This window comes from Micromonospora sp. NPDC047557 (assembly GCF_043205095.1).
Classification (GTDB): domain Bacteria; phylum Actinomycetota; class Actinomycetes; order Mycobacteriales; family Micromonosporaceae; genus Micromonospora.
In genome coordinates this window covers 332383-348137 of the sequence record NZ_JBIDDK010000004.1, presented here as the reverse complement: position 1 = coordinate 348137, position 15755 = coordinate 332383, and the positions used below count along the sequence as shown (strand labels likewise).

Here is a 15755-nt window from a genome sequence, read left to right as displayed (position 1 = left end):
GGGAAACTGCTGCTTCCCGGCGCGCCGAGGCAGCAACTTCCCTGATGTTGCGCGGATCTTGCGGCCGAGACGGGCGCGGCGAGGCGGCCCGGCGGGCGGGGCAGCCGGCGGGGGCGTCGGGGTTCGGGGTGGGTGCGCGAGGATGGGGTCACCCCCGTCCTCAAGGAGCGCCGATGGCCACCGACCTGACCGTGCCGCGTACCGGCACCGGGCTCGACGTCGCGCCGATCCAGCGGCGCACCATGCGGCTGCTCTTCACCACCCAGATCATCGGCGGCGTCGGTGTGACCATCGGCATCTCCGTCGGCGCGCTGCTCGCCGACCGCATCGCCGGCACCGCGGTGGCGGGCATCGCGCAGAGTGCCGGGGTGGTCGGTGCGGCGCTGCTCGCCGTCCCGGTCACCCGGATCATGGCGCGGCACGGCCGTCGTCCCGGCCTGGTGCTGGCGTACACCGTGGGCGCCGTCGGCGGCGTCCTGGTGGTGGTGGCGGCGGCCACCCGTTCGGTGCCGCTGCTCTTTCTCGGCATGCTGCTCTTCGGCGGTGGCACCGCCGCGAACCTGCAGGCCCGTTACACGGCGGTGGACCTCGCCGAGCCGACCCGTCGAGGGCGTCAGCTCTCGCTGATCGTCTGGGCCACCACCATCGGGGCGGTGGCCGCGCCGAACTTCGCCGCCCTGGCCGACCGGGTCACCACCGGCTGGGGGCTGCCGCCGCTGGCCGGCCCCTTCGCGTTCAGCGCGACGGCATTCGTGCTGGCTTCCGTCGTACTCCTCGGGTTGCTCCGTCCCGACCCGCTGCTCACCGCACGGCGGCTCGCGGCGGCCGACGCGCCACCGACCGCCGCCGGGCCGCCCGGCGACGCCGCGCCGGCGGCCGGTGGGGCCGGGCCGGCCACCGCGCCGGTCCGCGTGCGCGCGCCGCGCACCGCCGGAATGCGGCTGGCCTGGTCGGTGGTACGCGGACAGCCAGCCGCCCGGCTCGGCATCACCGCCGTGGCGATCGGTCACCTGGTGATGGTGGCGGTGATGGCGATGACCCCGGTCCGGCTCGGTGAGTCGCACGCCGACGCCGACGTGCTGCGGCTGGTCGGGATCGTGTTGAGCCTGCACATCGCCGGCATGTACGCGTTCGCCCCGGTGGTCGGCTGGCTCACCGACCGGCTCGGCCGGCGGGCGGTGATCCTCGGCGGGGTCGGGCTGCTGCTGGCCGCCTGCGCGGTCGCCGGCACCGCCGGGCACCACACGCCCCGGCTCTCGATCGGGCTGGTCCTGCTCGGGCTGGGTTGGTCGGGGACGATGGTGGCCGGCTCGACGCTGCTCTCCGAGTCGGTGTCGGCCGGTGTGCGGCCCAGCGTCCAGGGGTTCTCCGACCTGATCATGGGGTTGGCGGGGGCCAGCGCCGCGGTGCTCAGCGGGTTTGTCATGCAGCTCGCCGGTTATCCGGTGCTAACCCTGCTCGCGGCGGTCGCGACCGTGCCCCTGGTGGCGCTAGCGTTGCGCCCGGTGCCGACGGGGGCACCGGGCGAGGAGGGTTGATCACGTGCGGCTGACCGACTTCTGGGCGCGGTTGGAGGAGGCGTTCGGGCCGGGCTACGCGGCCAGCATCGCCCGCGACCAGGTGCTGTCCCAGCTCGATGGGCGGACCATCGAGCAGGCGCTGTCGTCGGGGGAGCAGACGCACGTGGTGTGGCGGGCGGTCTGCGCCGCGTACCCCGACCGCGTACCCGCTCGACTACGCTGAGCAGCCTTTTCGCCGGTTCCGCGTGTCGCTTGTCGAGTCGTACACCTGTTCGGCTATTGTCCACAGCGGGGTGCTCGTCCACAGCTCGCGGCCCGTCGGCTGGTTTTCTGTCGGACCCAGCGCCTAGCGTGTCTCGCGTGACGAGAAGCTCAGCAGGAAAGACGCCGGCGAAGGCAGGGGTGGCAACGATGGCAGCAGGTCCTGACCGGGAGAAGGCGCTCGACCTTGCTCTCGCTCAGATCGACAAGCAGTTCGGCAAGGGCTCGGTGATGCGGCTGGGTGACCGGCCGGTCGTCCAGACCGCGATCATTCCGACCGGGTCCATCGCGCTCGACGTGGCGCTGGGCATCGGTGGCCTGCCGCGTGGCCGGGTGGTCGAGATCTACGGCCCCGAGTCCAGCGGTAAGACCACGGTGGCGCTGCACGCGGTGGCCAACGCCCAGCGCAACGGCGGCATCGCCGCCTTCATCGACGCCGAGCACGCGCTCGACCCGGAGTACGCGAAGGCCCTCGGCGTCGACACCGACGCGATGCTGGTCTCCCAGCCGGACACGGGCGAGCAGGCGCTGGAAATCGCGGACATGCTGATCCGCTCCGGCGCTCTGGACATCATCGTGATCGACTCGGTGGCGGCCCTGGTGCCGCGCGCCGAGATCGAGGGCGAGATGGGCGACAGCCACGTGGGCCTCCAGGCCCGGCTGATGAGCCAGGCACTACGGAAGATCACCGGTGTGCTCAGCAACACCGGCACCACGGCGATCTTCATCAACCAGCTGCGCGAAAAGATCGGCGTGATGTTTGGCAGCCCGGAGACCACCACCGGTGGTCGGGCGCTGAAGTTCTACGCCTCGGTCCGGCTCGACGTGCGACGCATCGAGAGCCTCAAGGACGGCACCGACGTGGTCGGTAACCGCACCCGGGTCAAGGTCGTGAAGAACAAGGTGGCCGCGCCGTTCAAGCAGGCCGAGTTCGACATCATGTACGGCAAGGGCATCTCGCGTGAGGGCTCGCTGATCGACGTCGGCGTGGAGCAGGCGATCATCCGCAAGTCCGGCGCGTGGTACACGTACGACGGCGACCAGCTCGGCCAGGGCAAGGAGAAGGCCCGGGAGTTCCTGAAGGAAAACCCGGACGTGGCCGCCGAGATCGAGAAGAAGATCCTGGAGAAGCTCGGCGTCGGGGTTGGCGCGAGCGACGCCGCCGGTGGCCCGGAGCTGCCGCCGGTCGACTTCTGACCGGTCGCTGACCAGTGGCAGGACGACGCGCCCGTACGGGGCGGGGCTGGGATGCCAGCCCACCCCGTACGGGCGACGCCAGCGATCCTCCCCGCCCTCGCCGGGGTCGCCGTGGGCGCCCCGAGGAGGGCGACACCGTCGAGCCTTCGGCGCCGCCTCGAGACGAGTCGGAGGTGGCTCGCGAGATCTGCCTGCGCCAGCTCGCCGTCCGGCCGCGCACCCGGGCCGAGCTTGCCGACGCGTTGGCCAAGCGAGGCATCTCCGAGCAGGTCTCGGCCGAGGTGCTCGACCGCTACGACGAGGTCGGCATCATCGACGACGCGGCGTTCGCCCGCGCCTGGGTGTCCAGCCGGCACACCGGTCGCGGCCTGGCCCGCCGGGCGCTTGCCAACGAGCTGCGCCGCAAGGGCGTCGACGGCGAGGTGGCCACCGAGGCGCTGGGCGAGCTGGACGAGGAGACCGAGGCGGCAACCGCCCGCGCCCTGGTGGAGCGCAAACTGCGTACCGCCCGGGGTGAGCCCGACGCGGTCTTCCGCCGCCTGGTCGGGATGCTGGCCCGCAAGGGCTATCCGCCCGGCGTGGCCATCCGCGCGGTGAAGGACGCGCTCGCCGCGCAGAGCGCCGAGGCGGCGGAGTTCGCCGAGCAGATCGACGCCGACGCGCTCGCCGACGCCGAGGGCGATCTGGAGCGCGACAGCCGTCCGCTCGACTGAGTGGCGCGCGATGGGTGCGGTGGGGGTGGCCCGATGTTGAAAGCGTGTCTGAACGGCCAGCGCAGTCGTGCCGCCCATCCGGCCGTGCCGGTGACCCCGATGGAGTTGGCGGCCGACGCGGCCCGCTGTGCCGCGCTGGGCGTCGCGGCCGTGCACGTCCATCCCAGGGACGCGGCCGGCGTCGAGTCACTGCGCCCGGCGGTGATCGCCGACGCGCTGACCGCGATCCGTGCGGCCCGGCCGGGCCTGCCGGTGGGGGTGAGCACCGGAGCCTGGATCGAACCGGATCCGGCCGCCCGGGTGACAGCCGTCCGATCCTGGCCGGTACTGCCCGACTTCGCCTCGGTCAACGCGCACGAGCCCGGCGCGGAGGCGGTCGCCGCCGCGCTGCATGAGCGTGGCGTGCTCGTCAAGGTGGGGCTCTGGACAGTCGACGCCGTGAAGACGTACCAGTCCTGGCGGGTGCCGGTCGGGCGGATCCTCGTCGAGTGCATGGCGCAGGAGCCGGCGGTCGCGTTGGCTGATGCGGCGCGGATCCTCGCCGCGCTGCCTCCGCCCCTGCAGATGCCCGGCGTGCCACCGCGGTCGACGGGGATGCCGGGCGGGTCGCCGCCGGAGGACGCGGTGGCTCCGCCCGTGCTGTTGCACGCCGAGGGTCCGGCCACCTGGGCGGTGCTCGTCGAGGCGGTCAGCCGTGGGCTGCACACCCGGATCGGGCTGGAGGACACGCTCCTGTTGCCCGACGGCGTACCGGCACCGGGCAACGCCGCGTTGGTCACCGCCGCGCTGGCAGCCGGCGCCAGCTGAGCCGCCGACCCGCCGAAGTCGGCCGAGCCCTTGGTGCAATGTCGCCCTCGCCTCCGGCCTTCGGTGAGACCTGGAGACAGCCCGGGTCTTCCAGCGGGGGACATGGGCGCGCCCGTTGAGAAGCCGGGATCGTGCACGCACCGAGGCCGATCTTGAGGCGCTTCGCGTCGGGACCGGGTCGGTCGGGCGAGATTCGCGACTCTGCAGGGTCACCGGTATCACTAAGTCGGCGTCGCGCAGGGCGCCGCCACCGCTGAACAGGCACGACATCCGAATCGAGGGCGTCGGCTCGCCGCCTTTGTCCTTCCGTGTCCGACACGACATCAACTTTGGGTGACGCTACAACTTCGCTCCGTTCGGGGGGTTTGATCATGAGTCCTTGACCAGACCGCCCTTGGCGACCTAGCCTCGCCATACAGGCTCACATTGCCCGACCAGCGCAGGCTAAGCGCACAACATAGATCTCGTAACAGAACAGCATCACTTTGGCCGACTCCGCGGCCTTTGGCGGCAGTTCCGGACTGGCCGGTCCGGCACTCCGCGACAACTGCACCCGGTCGCCGACGATGCCCGAGGGCACCGCCGGCGGAGAGAGCTATCCACGGCCAGCCGCTCCGGTCGGGCGTCCACAGCCGCAGGAGTGTGCCTCGGGCACAGTCGCTGCGGTCTTGACGTTCAGGGGAGGCGGCCATGGCGGCGCGGCGGCACAGGTTCACCGGTAGACCCAACGGGGTCCCGGCATGAACGCCCTCGACGTCGTGCTTCTCGCGGCTGTCCTGATCCTCGCGGTGGTCGTGGTCGGGGCGGTGCTGGTCGGCATCCGGACGCTGCGTCGGATGGGCACGGCGCCGGCCCCGGAGGATCCCGCCTTCATCGCGGAGAAGGACCGTCAGGAGCAGTCCCTGGCCGCCCTACGCAGCGCCGCCGACCAGGCGAACAGCACGATCGACGTGGCCAAGTCCGCGGCCTCCGCGGCTCGGGCCGAGGCGGCGGCGGCGAAGGCCGAGGCGAAGGCGGCCCGGGCCGAGGCCCGGCGAGTGCTCGACGACGCCCGCGCCGAGGCGGACACCGTGCTGGAACGGGCGCACAAGCAGGCCGAGGCGGACGCCGACCAGCTGCGCACGGCAGCCCGTCGCAGCGGCGAGCGGGAGGTCGCGGTGCTCGCCGCCACGACCCGGGAGCAGGCCGCGGAGGTGGAGCGCCGGGCGGCCCGGATGGACGAGCGGGAGCGGCTGCACACCGAGGAGGTGGAACGGTTCGCCGAGCGGGAGCGGCAACTCAGCGCGGCGAGCGCCGCCCTCGCGGCCCGGGAGTCCGCGCTCGCCCAGCGCGAGACCGAGCTGGCCGAGGCCGAGGAGCTGCGCCGCCGGGAACTGGAGCGGGTGGCCGGTCTCACCGCCGAGTCGGCCCGGCTGGAGCTGATCGACGCGATCGAGACGTCCGCCAAGCGCGAGGCGGCGCTGCTGGTGCGCGACATCGAGTCGGACGCGCGCAACACCGCCGAGCAGCGGGCCCGACACATCGTGGTGGACGCGATCCAGCGGGTGGCCAGCGAGCAGACCGCCGAGAGCGTGGTCAGCGTCCTGCATCTGCCGGGCGACGAGATGAAGGGCCGCATCATCGGCCGGGAGGGGCGCAACATCCGCGCCTTCGAGTCGGTGACCGGGGTCAACCTGATCATCGACGACACCCCGGAGGCCGTGCTGCTCTCCTGCTTCGACCCGGTCCGCCGGGAGGTCGGCCGGCTCACGCTGGAGAAGCTGGTGCTGGACGGGCGGATCCACCCGCACCGGATCGAGGAGGTCTACGACCTGGCCCGGCAGGAGGTGGAGCAGCTCTGCCTGCGCGCCGCCGAGGACGCCCTGGTCGAGGTCGGCATCACCGAGATCCACCCGGAGCTGGTGACCCTGCTGGGCCGGCTGCGCTACCGCACCTCGTACGGGCAGAACGTGCTCAAGCACCTGGTTGAGACCGCGCACATCGCCGGCATCATGGCCGCCGAGCTGCGCCTCGACGTGCCCACCATCAAACGGTCGGCGTTCCTGCACGACATCGGCAAGGCGCTCACCCACGAGGTCGAGGGCAGCCACGCCATCATCGGCGCCGACCTGGCCCGCAAGTACGGCGAGCACGAGGACGTGGTGCACGCCATCGAGGCGCACCACAACGAGGTGCCGCCGCAGACCATCGAGGCCGTGCTCACCCAGGCCTCCGACGCCTGTTCCGGTGGTCGGCCGGGCGCGCGTCGGGAGAGCCTGGAGGCGTACGTCAAGCGCCTGGAGCGGATCGAGGAGATCGCGGCCGGGAAGCTCGGCGTGGACAAGGTCTTCGCCATGCAGGCCGGCCGGGAGATCCGGGTGATGGTCAAGCCCGACGACGTGGACGACATCGGGGCGGCTGTGCTGGCCCGCGACGTGGCCAAGCAGATCGAGGAGGAGCTGACCTACCCCGGTCAGATCCGGGTCACCGTGGTCCGCGAGTCCCGGGTCACCGAGATCGCTCGCTAGTCCAAACAGCAGAAGGGCCAGCCCGGACACCGGGCTGGCCCTTCTCCTTGCGAGCTGAGCGTCAGGAGCCTCCGCCGGTGCCCTCGGCCTGAGACATCAGCGCCGCGGGAGGCGGGTTCTGTGCCGGGGTACCCGCGGTCTTGCGGCCCTGGGAGAGCCGGCGCTGGACGTACTGGGCCACCTTCGACAGCGAGTAGTTCACCACGATGAAGAGCACGGCGATCACGACGTACACCTGGATCGGGTTGCCCAGCACGCCGATGATCTGCTTGCCGATGTTCAGGGTTTCCTCGTAACTGATGATGAACCCCAACGAGGTGTCCTTGAGCACCACAACCAGCTGGCTGATGAGTGCCGGCAGCATGATCCGGAAGGCCTGCGGCAGCAGGATCATCCGGGTGGTCTGCGTCGGGGACAGCCCAATCGCGGCGGCGGCCTCAGCCTGACCGCTCGGCAGCCCTTCCATGCCGGACCGGAGAATTTCGCCGATCACCACGGAGTTGTAGATCGTGAGGCCGATGACCAGGTACCAGAGGTTGTCAAGGTAGAGGCCGAACTCGGGGAAGCCGCGGGCCACGAAGAAGATGGTGAGCACGACGGGTAGGCCGCGGAAAACCTCGACGCAGACACGGGTTACCGCCGACAGCAGCGTGCTCAGCCCGCGCAGCAGGTACGCAATTGGAGTTGCCATGCCGGCGTAACGGAGCCGGGTCAGGCTCTTGAGCTGGATCCGGAGTACGGCGAGCAGAGTGCCCACTATCAGTGAGGTCACGATGGCCAGTGCCGCTGCGATCAGCGTGTTCTTGAAACCGAGGCCGATCCGATCCCACACCTGGGAGAAGTTCTCGTTGGAGGGGTCGACCAGCGGCCCCCACAACTCCATCGACAGCTGGCCCTTCTCGTCCAACGGCCGGTAGATCAGGAAGTAGGCCCCGACGAGCAGGACCAGGCCGGCGACGATGCTGCTGACCAGCGTGATCCGCCGCTGCCGAGGCCCGGGGATGTCGTAGAGGACGCTGGTCTGCTGACTCATCGGGCCACCGCCTGTCGCTTCTCGATCCGGTCCAACAGGGCGCCGAGTGGCACAGTCATGATCAGATAGCCGACCGAGACGCCGATGGCGACCGGGATGAACGCGTAGCCCTCGGCCCCGGTGAGCTGGTCAGCCGTGGCGGAAAGGTCGCCGACCACTCCAAAGAAACCGGCCAGCGCGGAGTTTTTGATCATCGCGATGATCACCGAGCCGAGCGGCACCACCGACGCCTGCCAGGACTGCGGCAGTACCACGTGGCGCAGGTTCTGGCCGAAGGTCAGACCCAGCGACCGCGCGGCTTCTGCCTGGCCGGCGGGCACCGCGTTCACGCCGGACCGCAACGCCTCGCAGACGAACGCGGCGGTGTAGAGCACGAGGGCGATCAGCGCGAACCGGAAATACGGCAGGTCGGTGCCGAGCCGGCTGAACAGCGAGTCGAGCACCGGGATGCGGAGGAAGTCCGCGTTGGAGCCGAGCGCTGGCAGACCGAAGGCGGCGAAGAACATCACCACGGTCAGCGGCATGTTACGGAAGACGTTCACGTACGTGGTGCCGAGCGCGCGCAGCGGCGGCACCGGCGAGATGCGGAGCACCGCGAGGATCCCGCCCAGGACGAGGGCACCAATCGCGGCGAGTACGCAGATCTGGAGGGTGAGCCAGAAACCACCCGCAAAGACGTCGAACTTGTCGATGAGCACGTTCACGGGTCGGTGTTCCTCCCCACCCTCCAGATCGAAGGATCAGATCAGTAGCGGTTGATGGTGGGCGCCGAGCCCAGTTCCGCGCCGAACTTGCCGGCGGTGTCGTCCCAGGCCTTCTTCCAGCTGCCGTCGGCGACCGCCTTGTCCAGGGTGTCGTTGATGAAGCTGCGGAAGTCGGCATCTTCCTTCTTCACCCCGATGCCGTACGGCTCCTTGGTGAAGTTGTCGCCGGCCAGCTTGAAGGAGGCCTCGTCCTTGGCGATGTAGCCGAGCAGGATCACATTGTCCGTGGTCACGGCGTCGACCTGGCCGCCCTTGAGGGCGTCACGGCACTTGTCGTAGGTGTCGAAGAGCACCAGCTGGGTGCCCACGTCCTTGACGTACTTCTTGATCGTCTCGGCCGGGGTGGAGCCGGTCACCGAGCAGACCTTCTTGGTGCCGTCCTTGAACGAGTCCGGCCCGGTGATGGTGGTGTCGTCCTTCTTGACCAGGATGTTCTGGCCAGCCTCGTAGTACGGGCCTGCGAAGGCGATCCGCTCCTTGCGCTTGTCGTTGATCGTGTACGTCGCGGCGACGAAGTCGACGTTGCCGTTGACGATCACGTCCTCGCGGACCTTCGAGGGGGCCTCAACCCACTCGATCTTGTCCTCGGGGATGCCGAGCTCCTTGACGATGATCTTGGCGATCTCGACGTCGAAGCCCTCCGGCTTGCCGGACAGGCCCTTCAGACCGAAGCCGGGCTGGTCGAACTTGGTGCCAACCTTGATCTTCTGGGCCTTGTTCAGCTTCTCCATGGTGCTGCCGGCGGCGAAGGACTTGCTGCCAGCACCGGTGTCCCCGCCGTCGTCGCCACCACAAGCGGTGAGGCCGAGCGCCAGAGCGGCGACCGCGGCGACTGCCGCAACGCGCTTGATACGCATACTCTTCTCCTTCTTCAACGGAGCCCACCGAGTACGGCGCGCTCCACTACGGACGCCTAGTGCGTGAGGATCTTGGAGAGGAAGTCTCGGGCCCGCTCGCTGCGCGGGTTCGCGAAGAACTCCGCTGGCGGGGCATCCTCGACCAGTTGCCCGTCGGCCATGAAGATGACCCGGTTGGCGGCGTGCCGGGCGAAGCCCATCTCGTGGGTGACCACGACCATCGTCATGCCGTCGCTGGCCAGCGAGGTCATCACGTCCAGCACCTCACCGACCATCTCCGGGTCCAGGGCGCTGGTCGGCTCGTCGAACAGCATCGCCTTGGGCTGCATGGCCAGGGCGCGGGCGATCGCTGCCCGCTGCTGCTGACCGCCGGAGAGCTGGGCCGGGAACTTGTCCGCCTGGTTGGCGATGCCGACCCGGTCGAGCAGGGCCAGGCCGCGCTCGCGGGCGGCGGCCGGCTTCTCCTTGCGGACCTTGATCGGGCCGAGGGTGACGTTCTCCAGGATGGTCTTGTGGGCGAAGAGGTTGAAGGACTGGAAGACCATGCCCACCTCGCTGCGCAGCCTGGCGAGGGGCTTGCCCTCGGCCGGCAGCGGCTGGCCGTCGAAGGTGATGGTGCCGGAGTTGATCGGTTCCAGTCGATTGATGGCGCGGCACAGCGTCGACTTGCCGGAGCCGGACGGGCCGATCACCACGACCACCTCGCCCCGACCCACCGACAGCGAGACGTCGTCCAGCACGTGCAGCGGCCCGAACCACTTGTTGACCGCGTCCAGCACGATGAGCGGTTCGCCCGTCGTCACGTCGTCCACCGTCCCTGTCGTCTCCCGGATCGGGGTCGGTTGACCCCCGGTTGGGCAACTGTAGGCGGCGTGATGTGGCGGAACGCAACTCAGTTGGTCACGGAGCGGTAACACCGGTCCCGATCGTTGTCGGGGGTCCGATTTTGGTCACCACCGGGCCGCAACTGTGGCGTCGACACGGGCTTGTCGAGATCATGGGGGGATGACGGAACCGGTACGGCTGACCCGTTACGCGCGCGGCGGTGGCTGCGCCTGCAAGATTCCGCCGGGCGAGCTGGAGGTCATGGTGGCCGGTCTCGGCCCGGCCACCGGCACCGCGGAGCTGCTGGTCGGCCTGGACCACGGCGACGACGCCGCGGTGGTCCGCCTGGACGAGCGGACCGGCCTGGTCAGCACCGCGGACTTCTTCACCCCGGTCGTCGACGACGCGTACGACTGGGGCCGCATCGCCGCGGCCAACGCGTTGTCCGACGTGTATGCGATGGGTGGCGTCCCGTTGGTGGCGCTCAACCTGCTCTGCTGGCCGCGCGACGTGCTGCCGCTGGAGTTGGCGCGCGAGGTGCTGCGCGGCGGTCAGGACGTGGCCCGGGAGGCGGGTTGTCACCTGGCCGGTGGGCACAGCGTGGACGACGACGGCCCGAAGTACGGCCTCGCGGTCACCGGCACCGTGCGCCCGGAGGAACTGATCACTCTGGACGCCGGCCGGGCCGGGGTGCCGCTGTCGCTGACCAAGCCGCTCGGGGTGGGCGTGCTCAACACCCGGCACAAGGCGACCGGTGAGAGCTTCCCGGAGGCGGTGGCCTCGATGAGCGCGCTCAACCGGGACGCCGCGCGCGCGGCGGTCGCCGCCGGCATCCGGTGCGGCACCGACGTGACCGGCTTCGGCCTGCTCGGGCACGCCTCGAAGCTGGCCCGTGCCAGCCGGCTCACGGTGGCCATCGACACCGCCCGGGTGCCGTACCTGGCCGGCGCTCGGGAGGCGCTGCGCGACGGGTACGTCAGCGGCGGCAGCCGTCGCAACCTGGAGTGGGTCACGCCCTGGACGGATTTCGGCGGGGCGGACGAGGGTGAGCGGTTGCTGCTGGCCGACGCGCAGACCTCCGGCGGCCTGCTGGTCGCCGGTGAGCTGCCGGGCGCGCCGGTGGTGGGTGAGCTGCTGCCTCGCGGGGAGCACCTGGTCGTCCTGCGCTGACGGACACCGAGGGAAGGCCCGGTGGCGGTGCCGGGACACGCGGTCCCGGTGGTTCGGATCGCGCACGATAGCCGATAAACTGTCACCTTCCCGCTACTCCGAGCAATGCCGCTCAGGGAAATTTTGCCCGGAATGGTCACAGACCGGTAACTTGCCCCCGGCTGGGGTCAAATGCCCCCCACCATCGTCAGTAAGGCCCGATCCGGAGGCCGGTGGGACGAACGCAGCGAGGAGGCGGAATGACCGAGCTGTGGAACTGGAGAATCGATCGGGTACGACCCGTGGAGGTCTACCCGGCGCTGGCCGAGGCGCTCGGTCGGGTGGTGATGCCGCTGGCAGTGGCGGACCCGGCCCGACTGCCGGCGTACGCGGTGGTGTGTGACGTCTGGCAGGCGCCGGGCGAGTTCTCGACGGTGGTCGACTGCTACGGGGTGCCCGACCGGCTCTCCGAGCACGCCAGCATCGCCGCGCTGGCCCGGCTGCTGGGCCGTAACTGCCTGCTGCGCGACGACACGCTCGACGCTGGCCGGCACCTGCTCGTCGCACCGGACGGGACGGTCCGCCCGGTGCACTTCGACGTCCGGGACACCGACGACGGCGAGGTGCTCAGTCGAAAGCGGCTGTGCACGCTGGGTGACCCGGGCTGCCGGGGCTGGTCGCAGTGTCACCGCTCGCGCTGGGCTCCCGACACCGTCGCGCCGGTGCTCGCCGCGGCCTGACCCGGTGCCCAGCCGGCCGAGCCGGGCCGGTGCCGGTGCGCCGAAGAGGCCGGTGCGCCGAAGAGGTCAGCCGCGCGCGGTGGCGGCGGTGGCCGGCCGGTCGGCGGCGCCCGACCCGCCACCCCGCACGACCAGCTGGTCGAGCAGGGTGCGGGTGGCCTCCGTCACGGCGGCCACCGCGGCCTCGAACGCGGCGGCGTTGTGCGCGGCGGGCGCCCGGAAGCCCGAGATCTTCCGGACGTACTGCAACGCCGCCGCCTCGATGTCCGCGTCGGTCACCTGCGGGGTGAACGGCTCTCGCAGCGTCTTGATGCTTCGGCACATGTCGGGTGCTCCTCGGTTCGGGGCGTTCCGGCCGACCCGGATACGCTGTCCTGGTCATGACTACCGCAGCGGCGGGTAGCCCGCGCACCTACCAGGTGCGCACCTACGGCTGCCAGATGAACGTGCACGACTCCGAGCGCATCTCCGGCCTGCTCGAACAGGCTGGCTACGTGCGCGCGCCCCAGGCCGACGACACGCCGGACATCGTCGTCTTCAACACCTGCGCGGTGCGGGAGAACGCGGACAACCGCCTCTACGGCAACCTCGGTCATCTGCGCCCCGTGAAGGACAAGCACCCGGGGATGCAGATCGCCGTCGGTGGTTGCCTGGCGCAGAAGGACCGCGGCGAGATCGTCCGCAGGGCGCCCTGGGTGGACGTGGTCTTCGGCACGCACAACATCGGTGCCCTGCCGGTGCTGCTGGAACGGGCCCGGCACAACGCCGCCGCCGAGGTGGAGATCCTGGAGTCGCTGGACGTCTTCCCGTCCACGCTGCCGACCCGCCGCGAGTCCACGTACGCCGGCTGGGTCTCGATCTCGGTGGGCTGCAACAACACCTGCACGTTCTGCATCGTGCCCTCTCTGCGCGGCAAGGAGAAGGACCGCCGTCCCGGCGACATCCTCTCCGAGGTGCGCGCCCTGGTCGACGAGGGCGTGCTGGAGGTGACCCTGCTCGGGCAGAACGTCAACTCCTACGGCGTCGAGTTCGGTGACCGGTACGCGTTCGGCAAGCTGCTGCGCGCGACCGGTGAGATCGACGGCCTGGAGCGGGTCCGGTTCACGAGCCCGCACCCGAAGGACTTCACCGACGACGTGATCGCCGCGATGGCCGAGACGCCGAACGTCTGCCACTCGCTGCACATGCCGTTGCAGTCCGGCTCCGACGACGTGCTGAAGGCGATGCGCCGCTCGTACCGCTCCGAGCGCTACCTGGGGATCATCGAGAAGGTTCGGGCGGCGATGCCGGACGCGGCGATCACCACCGACATCATCGTCGGCTTCCCCGGCGAGACGGAGGCCGACTTCCAGCGCACCCTGGACGTGGTGCGCGAGGCCCGGTTCTCCTCGGCCTTCACCTTCCAGTACTCCAAGCGCCCCGGCACCCCCGCCGCGACGATGGACGGCCAGTTGCCCAAGCAGGTCGTGCAGGAGCGCTACGAGCGGCTGGTCGCGGCCGTCGAGGAGATCTCCTGGGCGGAGAACAAGCGTCTGGTGGGGGAGACCGTCGAGGTGCTGGTCGCGGTCGGCGAGGGCCGCAAGGACGAGCGGACGGGGCGGCTCTCCGGCCGGGCCCGCGACGGCCGGCTCGTCCACTTCGACGCCGGCAGCTTCGCCGGGTCGATCCGGCCCGGCGACATCGTGCACACCACCGTCACGTACGCCGCGCCGCACCACCTCAACGCCGACGGGGCGCCGCTGTCGCACCGGCGGACCCGGGCCGGCGACGCCGCCGAGGCGGGGCGCTCCCCGCGTACCCCCGGGGTGTTGCTGGGCCTGCCCACGATCGGTGCCCCGGCCGCGACGCCCGCGCCGACGACCGGCTGCGCCGCGCACTGACCCCGGCCGGGGCCCGCCGGCACGGCGGACCCCGACCGGCCCACGGTCAGACCGTGATCCGACCGGCGCCGGCGCCGGCCGTCACGATGGACTTGACGGTGCTCGCCGTGTCCAGTTGGTACGAGTACGGGATGCTGGCGACGCTGCCGCCGGTCTGCCCGGCGGGCGAGTTGACGAAGTAGTTGTTGCGGGCCACCAGGCGGCCCGGACCGGAGTCGGCTTCACCGAGGTGGTACGTGTCCGGGACGTTCTCGAAGTAGTTGCCCTCGACGAGCACGCCGGCGTTCTCGGTGGAGGCCACGCCGTAGCCGGTGTTGGCCCGGTAGTAGTTGTTGTAGACGTGCACCGGGTTGCCGAAACGCACCCGCGGGTTGCGCTGCTTGCTGCCGTCGAACCAGTTGTGGTGGTAGGTCACCCGCAGGTGGCCGGTGTCCTGCGCGCCGTTGTCGTCGCTGTGGCCGAGCAGCATGGTCTTGTCGTGGTTGAAGACCCGGTTCCACGACACCGTGACGAAGTCCGATCCGCGCTTGATGTCGACCGCGCCGTCGTACCCGTTGCTGAAGGTGTTGTGGTCGATCCAGATGTTGGTGGCCGACTCCTGCACGTTGATCGCGTCGTCGTTCCAGTCCCGGAAGGTCAGGTTCCGGATGATGACGTTGCGGTCACCGCTGATGTTGAGTCCGCAGCCGGCGATTGTCGCGCCGGAGTTGCCGAGGATGGTCTTGTTCGACCGGACCCGCAGCATCCCCGAGCAGGAGATGGTCCCGGAGACGCGGATCACCGCGGAGCCCGTGGCGTTCAGGGCGCTGGTCAGCGCGGAGGCGTTGGAGACGGTGGTGGCCGGGGCGCCGCCACCGCCGGTGGTGCCGCCGTTCTGGGTGGCCCAGCCGACCAGGCCCGTCTGCGGCGGGACGCTCGGTGGAGGATCGCTGGGGATCGGCGGGGTGGTCGGTGGGGTGGTCGGCGTGCCCGGGGTGGTCGGGGTGGTGGTGCCGCCGGTGCAGGCGACGTTGTTCAGGGTGAAGCTGGTCGGGTCCGGGTTGCTGGAGTTCCAGCTCGCGTTGAAGCCGAACGAGGTGCTGCCGTTGGTGGCCAGGTTGCCGTTGTAGTCGACGTTGGCGGCGGAGACCTGCCCGCCGCTCTGTGTGACGGTGGCGCCCCACGCCTGGCTGACCTGCTGGCCGGCCCCGTACGACCAGCGCAGCGTCCACCCGGAGACCGGGTCGCCGAGGTTGGTGACCGTGACGTTGCCGGTGAACCCGCCCGGCCACTGGCTGGCGACCGAGTAGGCGACCCGGCAGCCGGCGGCTGCCTGGGCCGAGACGGCGGTGAGGAGCCCGCCGGTGACCAGGGCCGCCGTGGCGGCGGCGGTGGTGGCGAGCAGCGTCATCCGACGCTGTGTTGTGCGCATGCTGCTTCCTCTCGATGAGGCGGACGGACCGTCGGACGCCCATGCCCGTGGGCGGCGAAGTAGGCCGGGACCCATGGCTCCCGGGCCCGCC

15 protein-coding genes are annotated in these 15755 nt (G+C 70.6%); 9 read left to right on the top strand and 6 right to left on the bottom strand.

What is annotated here, in order from left to right:
- The first annotated feature begins 173 nt into the window (after positions 1 to 173).
- The 6 genes from ACGGAQ_RS14410 (at position 174) to rny (ending at position 7005) form a co-directional block, all read left to right on the top strand.
- Positions 174 to 1538, top strand: coding sequence for an MFS transporter (locus ACGGAQ_RS14410; protein ID WP_393048600.1), 1365 nt, complete (start codon positions 174 to 176; stop codon positions 1536 to 1538).
- A 4-nt stretch (positions 1539 to 1542) separates the two neighbouring features.
- Positions 1543 to 1743: a DUF3046 domain-containing protein gene (locus ACGGAQ_RS14405; RefSeq protein WP_354859956.1), complete on the top strand. Its 201-nt coding sequence runs from the start codon at positions 1543 to 1545 to the stop codon at positions 1741 to 1743.
- Between the two features lie 188 nt (positions 1744 to 1931).
- Positions 1932 to 2978 (top strand): recombinase RecA, encoded by a 1047-nt coding sequence (gene recA / locus ACGGAQ_RS14400; RefSeq protein ID WP_354859959.1) that lies wholly within the window; start codon positions 1932 to 1934, stop codon positions 2976 to 2978.
- A 14-nt stretch (positions 2979 to 2992) separates the two neighbouring features.
- Complete coding sequence (locus ACGGAQ_RS14395; protein ID WP_393048596.1) at positions 2993 to 3691, top strand: regulatory protein RecX; 699 nt, start codon at positions 2993 to 2995, stop codon at positions 3689 to 3691.
- Positions 3692 to 3724: 33 nt separating this feature from the next.
- Positions 3725 to 4498: a 3-keto-5-aminohexanoate cleavage protein gene (locus ACGGAQ_RS14390; protein ID WP_393048594.1), complete on the top strand. Its 774-nt coding sequence runs from the start codon at positions 3725 to 3727 to the stop codon at positions 4496 to 4498.
- A gap of 740 nt (positions 4499 to 5238) precedes the next feature.
- A complete protein-coding gene (gene rny, locus ACGGAQ_RS14385; protein WP_393048591.1) occupies positions 5239 to 7005 on the top strand; it encodes a ribonuclease Y in 1767 nt (588 codons plus the stop codon).
- Positions 7006 to 7066: 61 nt separating this feature from the next.
- Here rny and ACGGAQ_RS14380 read toward each other — a convergent pair whose 3' ends face one another.
- From ACGGAQ_RS14380 to ACGGAQ_RS14365, 4 genes are read right to left on the bottom strand one after another with little or no spacing between them, the layout of a single operon-like run.
- Positions 7067 to 8038, bottom strand: a complete 972-nt coding sequence (locus ACGGAQ_RS14380; RefSeq protein ID WP_393048589.1) for an amino acid ABC transporter permease — start codon at positions 8036 to 8038, stop codon at positions 7067 to 7069.
- Complete coding sequence (locus ACGGAQ_RS14375; RefSeq protein ID WP_393048586.1) at positions 8035 to 8742, bottom strand: amino acid ABC transporter permease; 708 nt, start codon at positions 8740 to 8742, stop codon at positions 8035 to 8037. The genes ACGGAQ_RS14380 and ACGGAQ_RS14375 overlap by 4 nt, the downstream gene beginning before the upstream one ends.
- A gap of 41 nt (positions 8743 to 8783) precedes the next feature.
- Positions 8784 to 9659: a glutamate ABC transporter substrate-binding protein gene (locus ACGGAQ_RS14370; protein WP_354862863.1), complete on the bottom strand. Its 876-nt coding sequence runs from the start codon at positions 9657 to 9659 to the stop codon at positions 8784 to 8786.
- A 56-nt stretch (positions 9660 to 9715) separates the two neighbouring features.
- Positions 9716 to 10471: an amino acid ABC transporter ATP-binding protein gene (locus ACGGAQ_RS14365; protein ID WP_393048583.1), complete on the bottom strand. Its 756-nt coding sequence runs from the start codon at positions 10469 to 10471 to the stop codon at positions 9716 to 9718.
- Positions 10472 to 10664: 193 nt separating this feature from the next.
- Here ACGGAQ_RS14365 and selD point away from each other — a divergent pair, with 193 nt between their 5' ends.
- Positions 10665 to 11654: a selenide, water dikinase SelD gene (selD, locus tag ACGGAQ_RS14360; protein WP_393048580.1), complete on the top strand. Its 990-nt coding sequence runs from the start codon at positions 10665 to 10667 to the stop codon at positions 11652 to 11654.
- Between the two features lie 239 nt (positions 11655 to 11893).
- Positions 11894 to 12373: a hypothetical protein gene (locus ACGGAQ_RS14355; RefSeq protein ID WP_354862858.1), complete on the top strand. Its 480-nt coding sequence runs from the start codon at positions 11894 to 11896 to the stop codon at positions 12371 to 12373.
- 66 nt (positions 12374 to 12439) lie between these two features.
- Here ACGGAQ_RS14355 and ACGGAQ_RS14350 read toward each other — a convergent pair whose 3' ends face one another.
- Positions 12440 to 12697: a DUF2277 family protein gene (locus ACGGAQ_RS14350; RefSeq protein ID WP_393048577.1), complete on the bottom strand. Its 258-nt coding sequence runs from the start codon at positions 12695 to 12697 to the stop codon at positions 12440 to 12442.
- A gap of 56 nt (positions 12698 to 12753) precedes the next feature.
- Here ACGGAQ_RS14350 and miaB point away from each other — a divergent pair, with 56 nt between their 5' ends.
- Positions 12754 to 14253: a tRNA (N6-isopentenyl adenosine(37)-C2)-methylthiotransferase MiaB gene (gene miaB / locus ACGGAQ_RS14345; protein ID WP_393048574.1), complete on the top strand. Its 1500-nt coding sequence runs from the start codon at positions 12754 to 12756 to the stop codon at positions 14251 to 14253.
- Between the two features lie 46 nt (positions 14254 to 14299).
- Here the strand turns inward: miaB and ACGGAQ_RS14340 are convergent, their stop codons facing one another.
- A complete protein-coding gene (locus ACGGAQ_RS14340; protein ID WP_393048572.1) occupies positions 14300 to 15664 on the bottom strand; it encodes a cellulose binding domain-containing protein in 1365 nt (454 codons plus the stop codon).
- Positions 15665 to 15755: the final 91 nt, after the last annotated feature.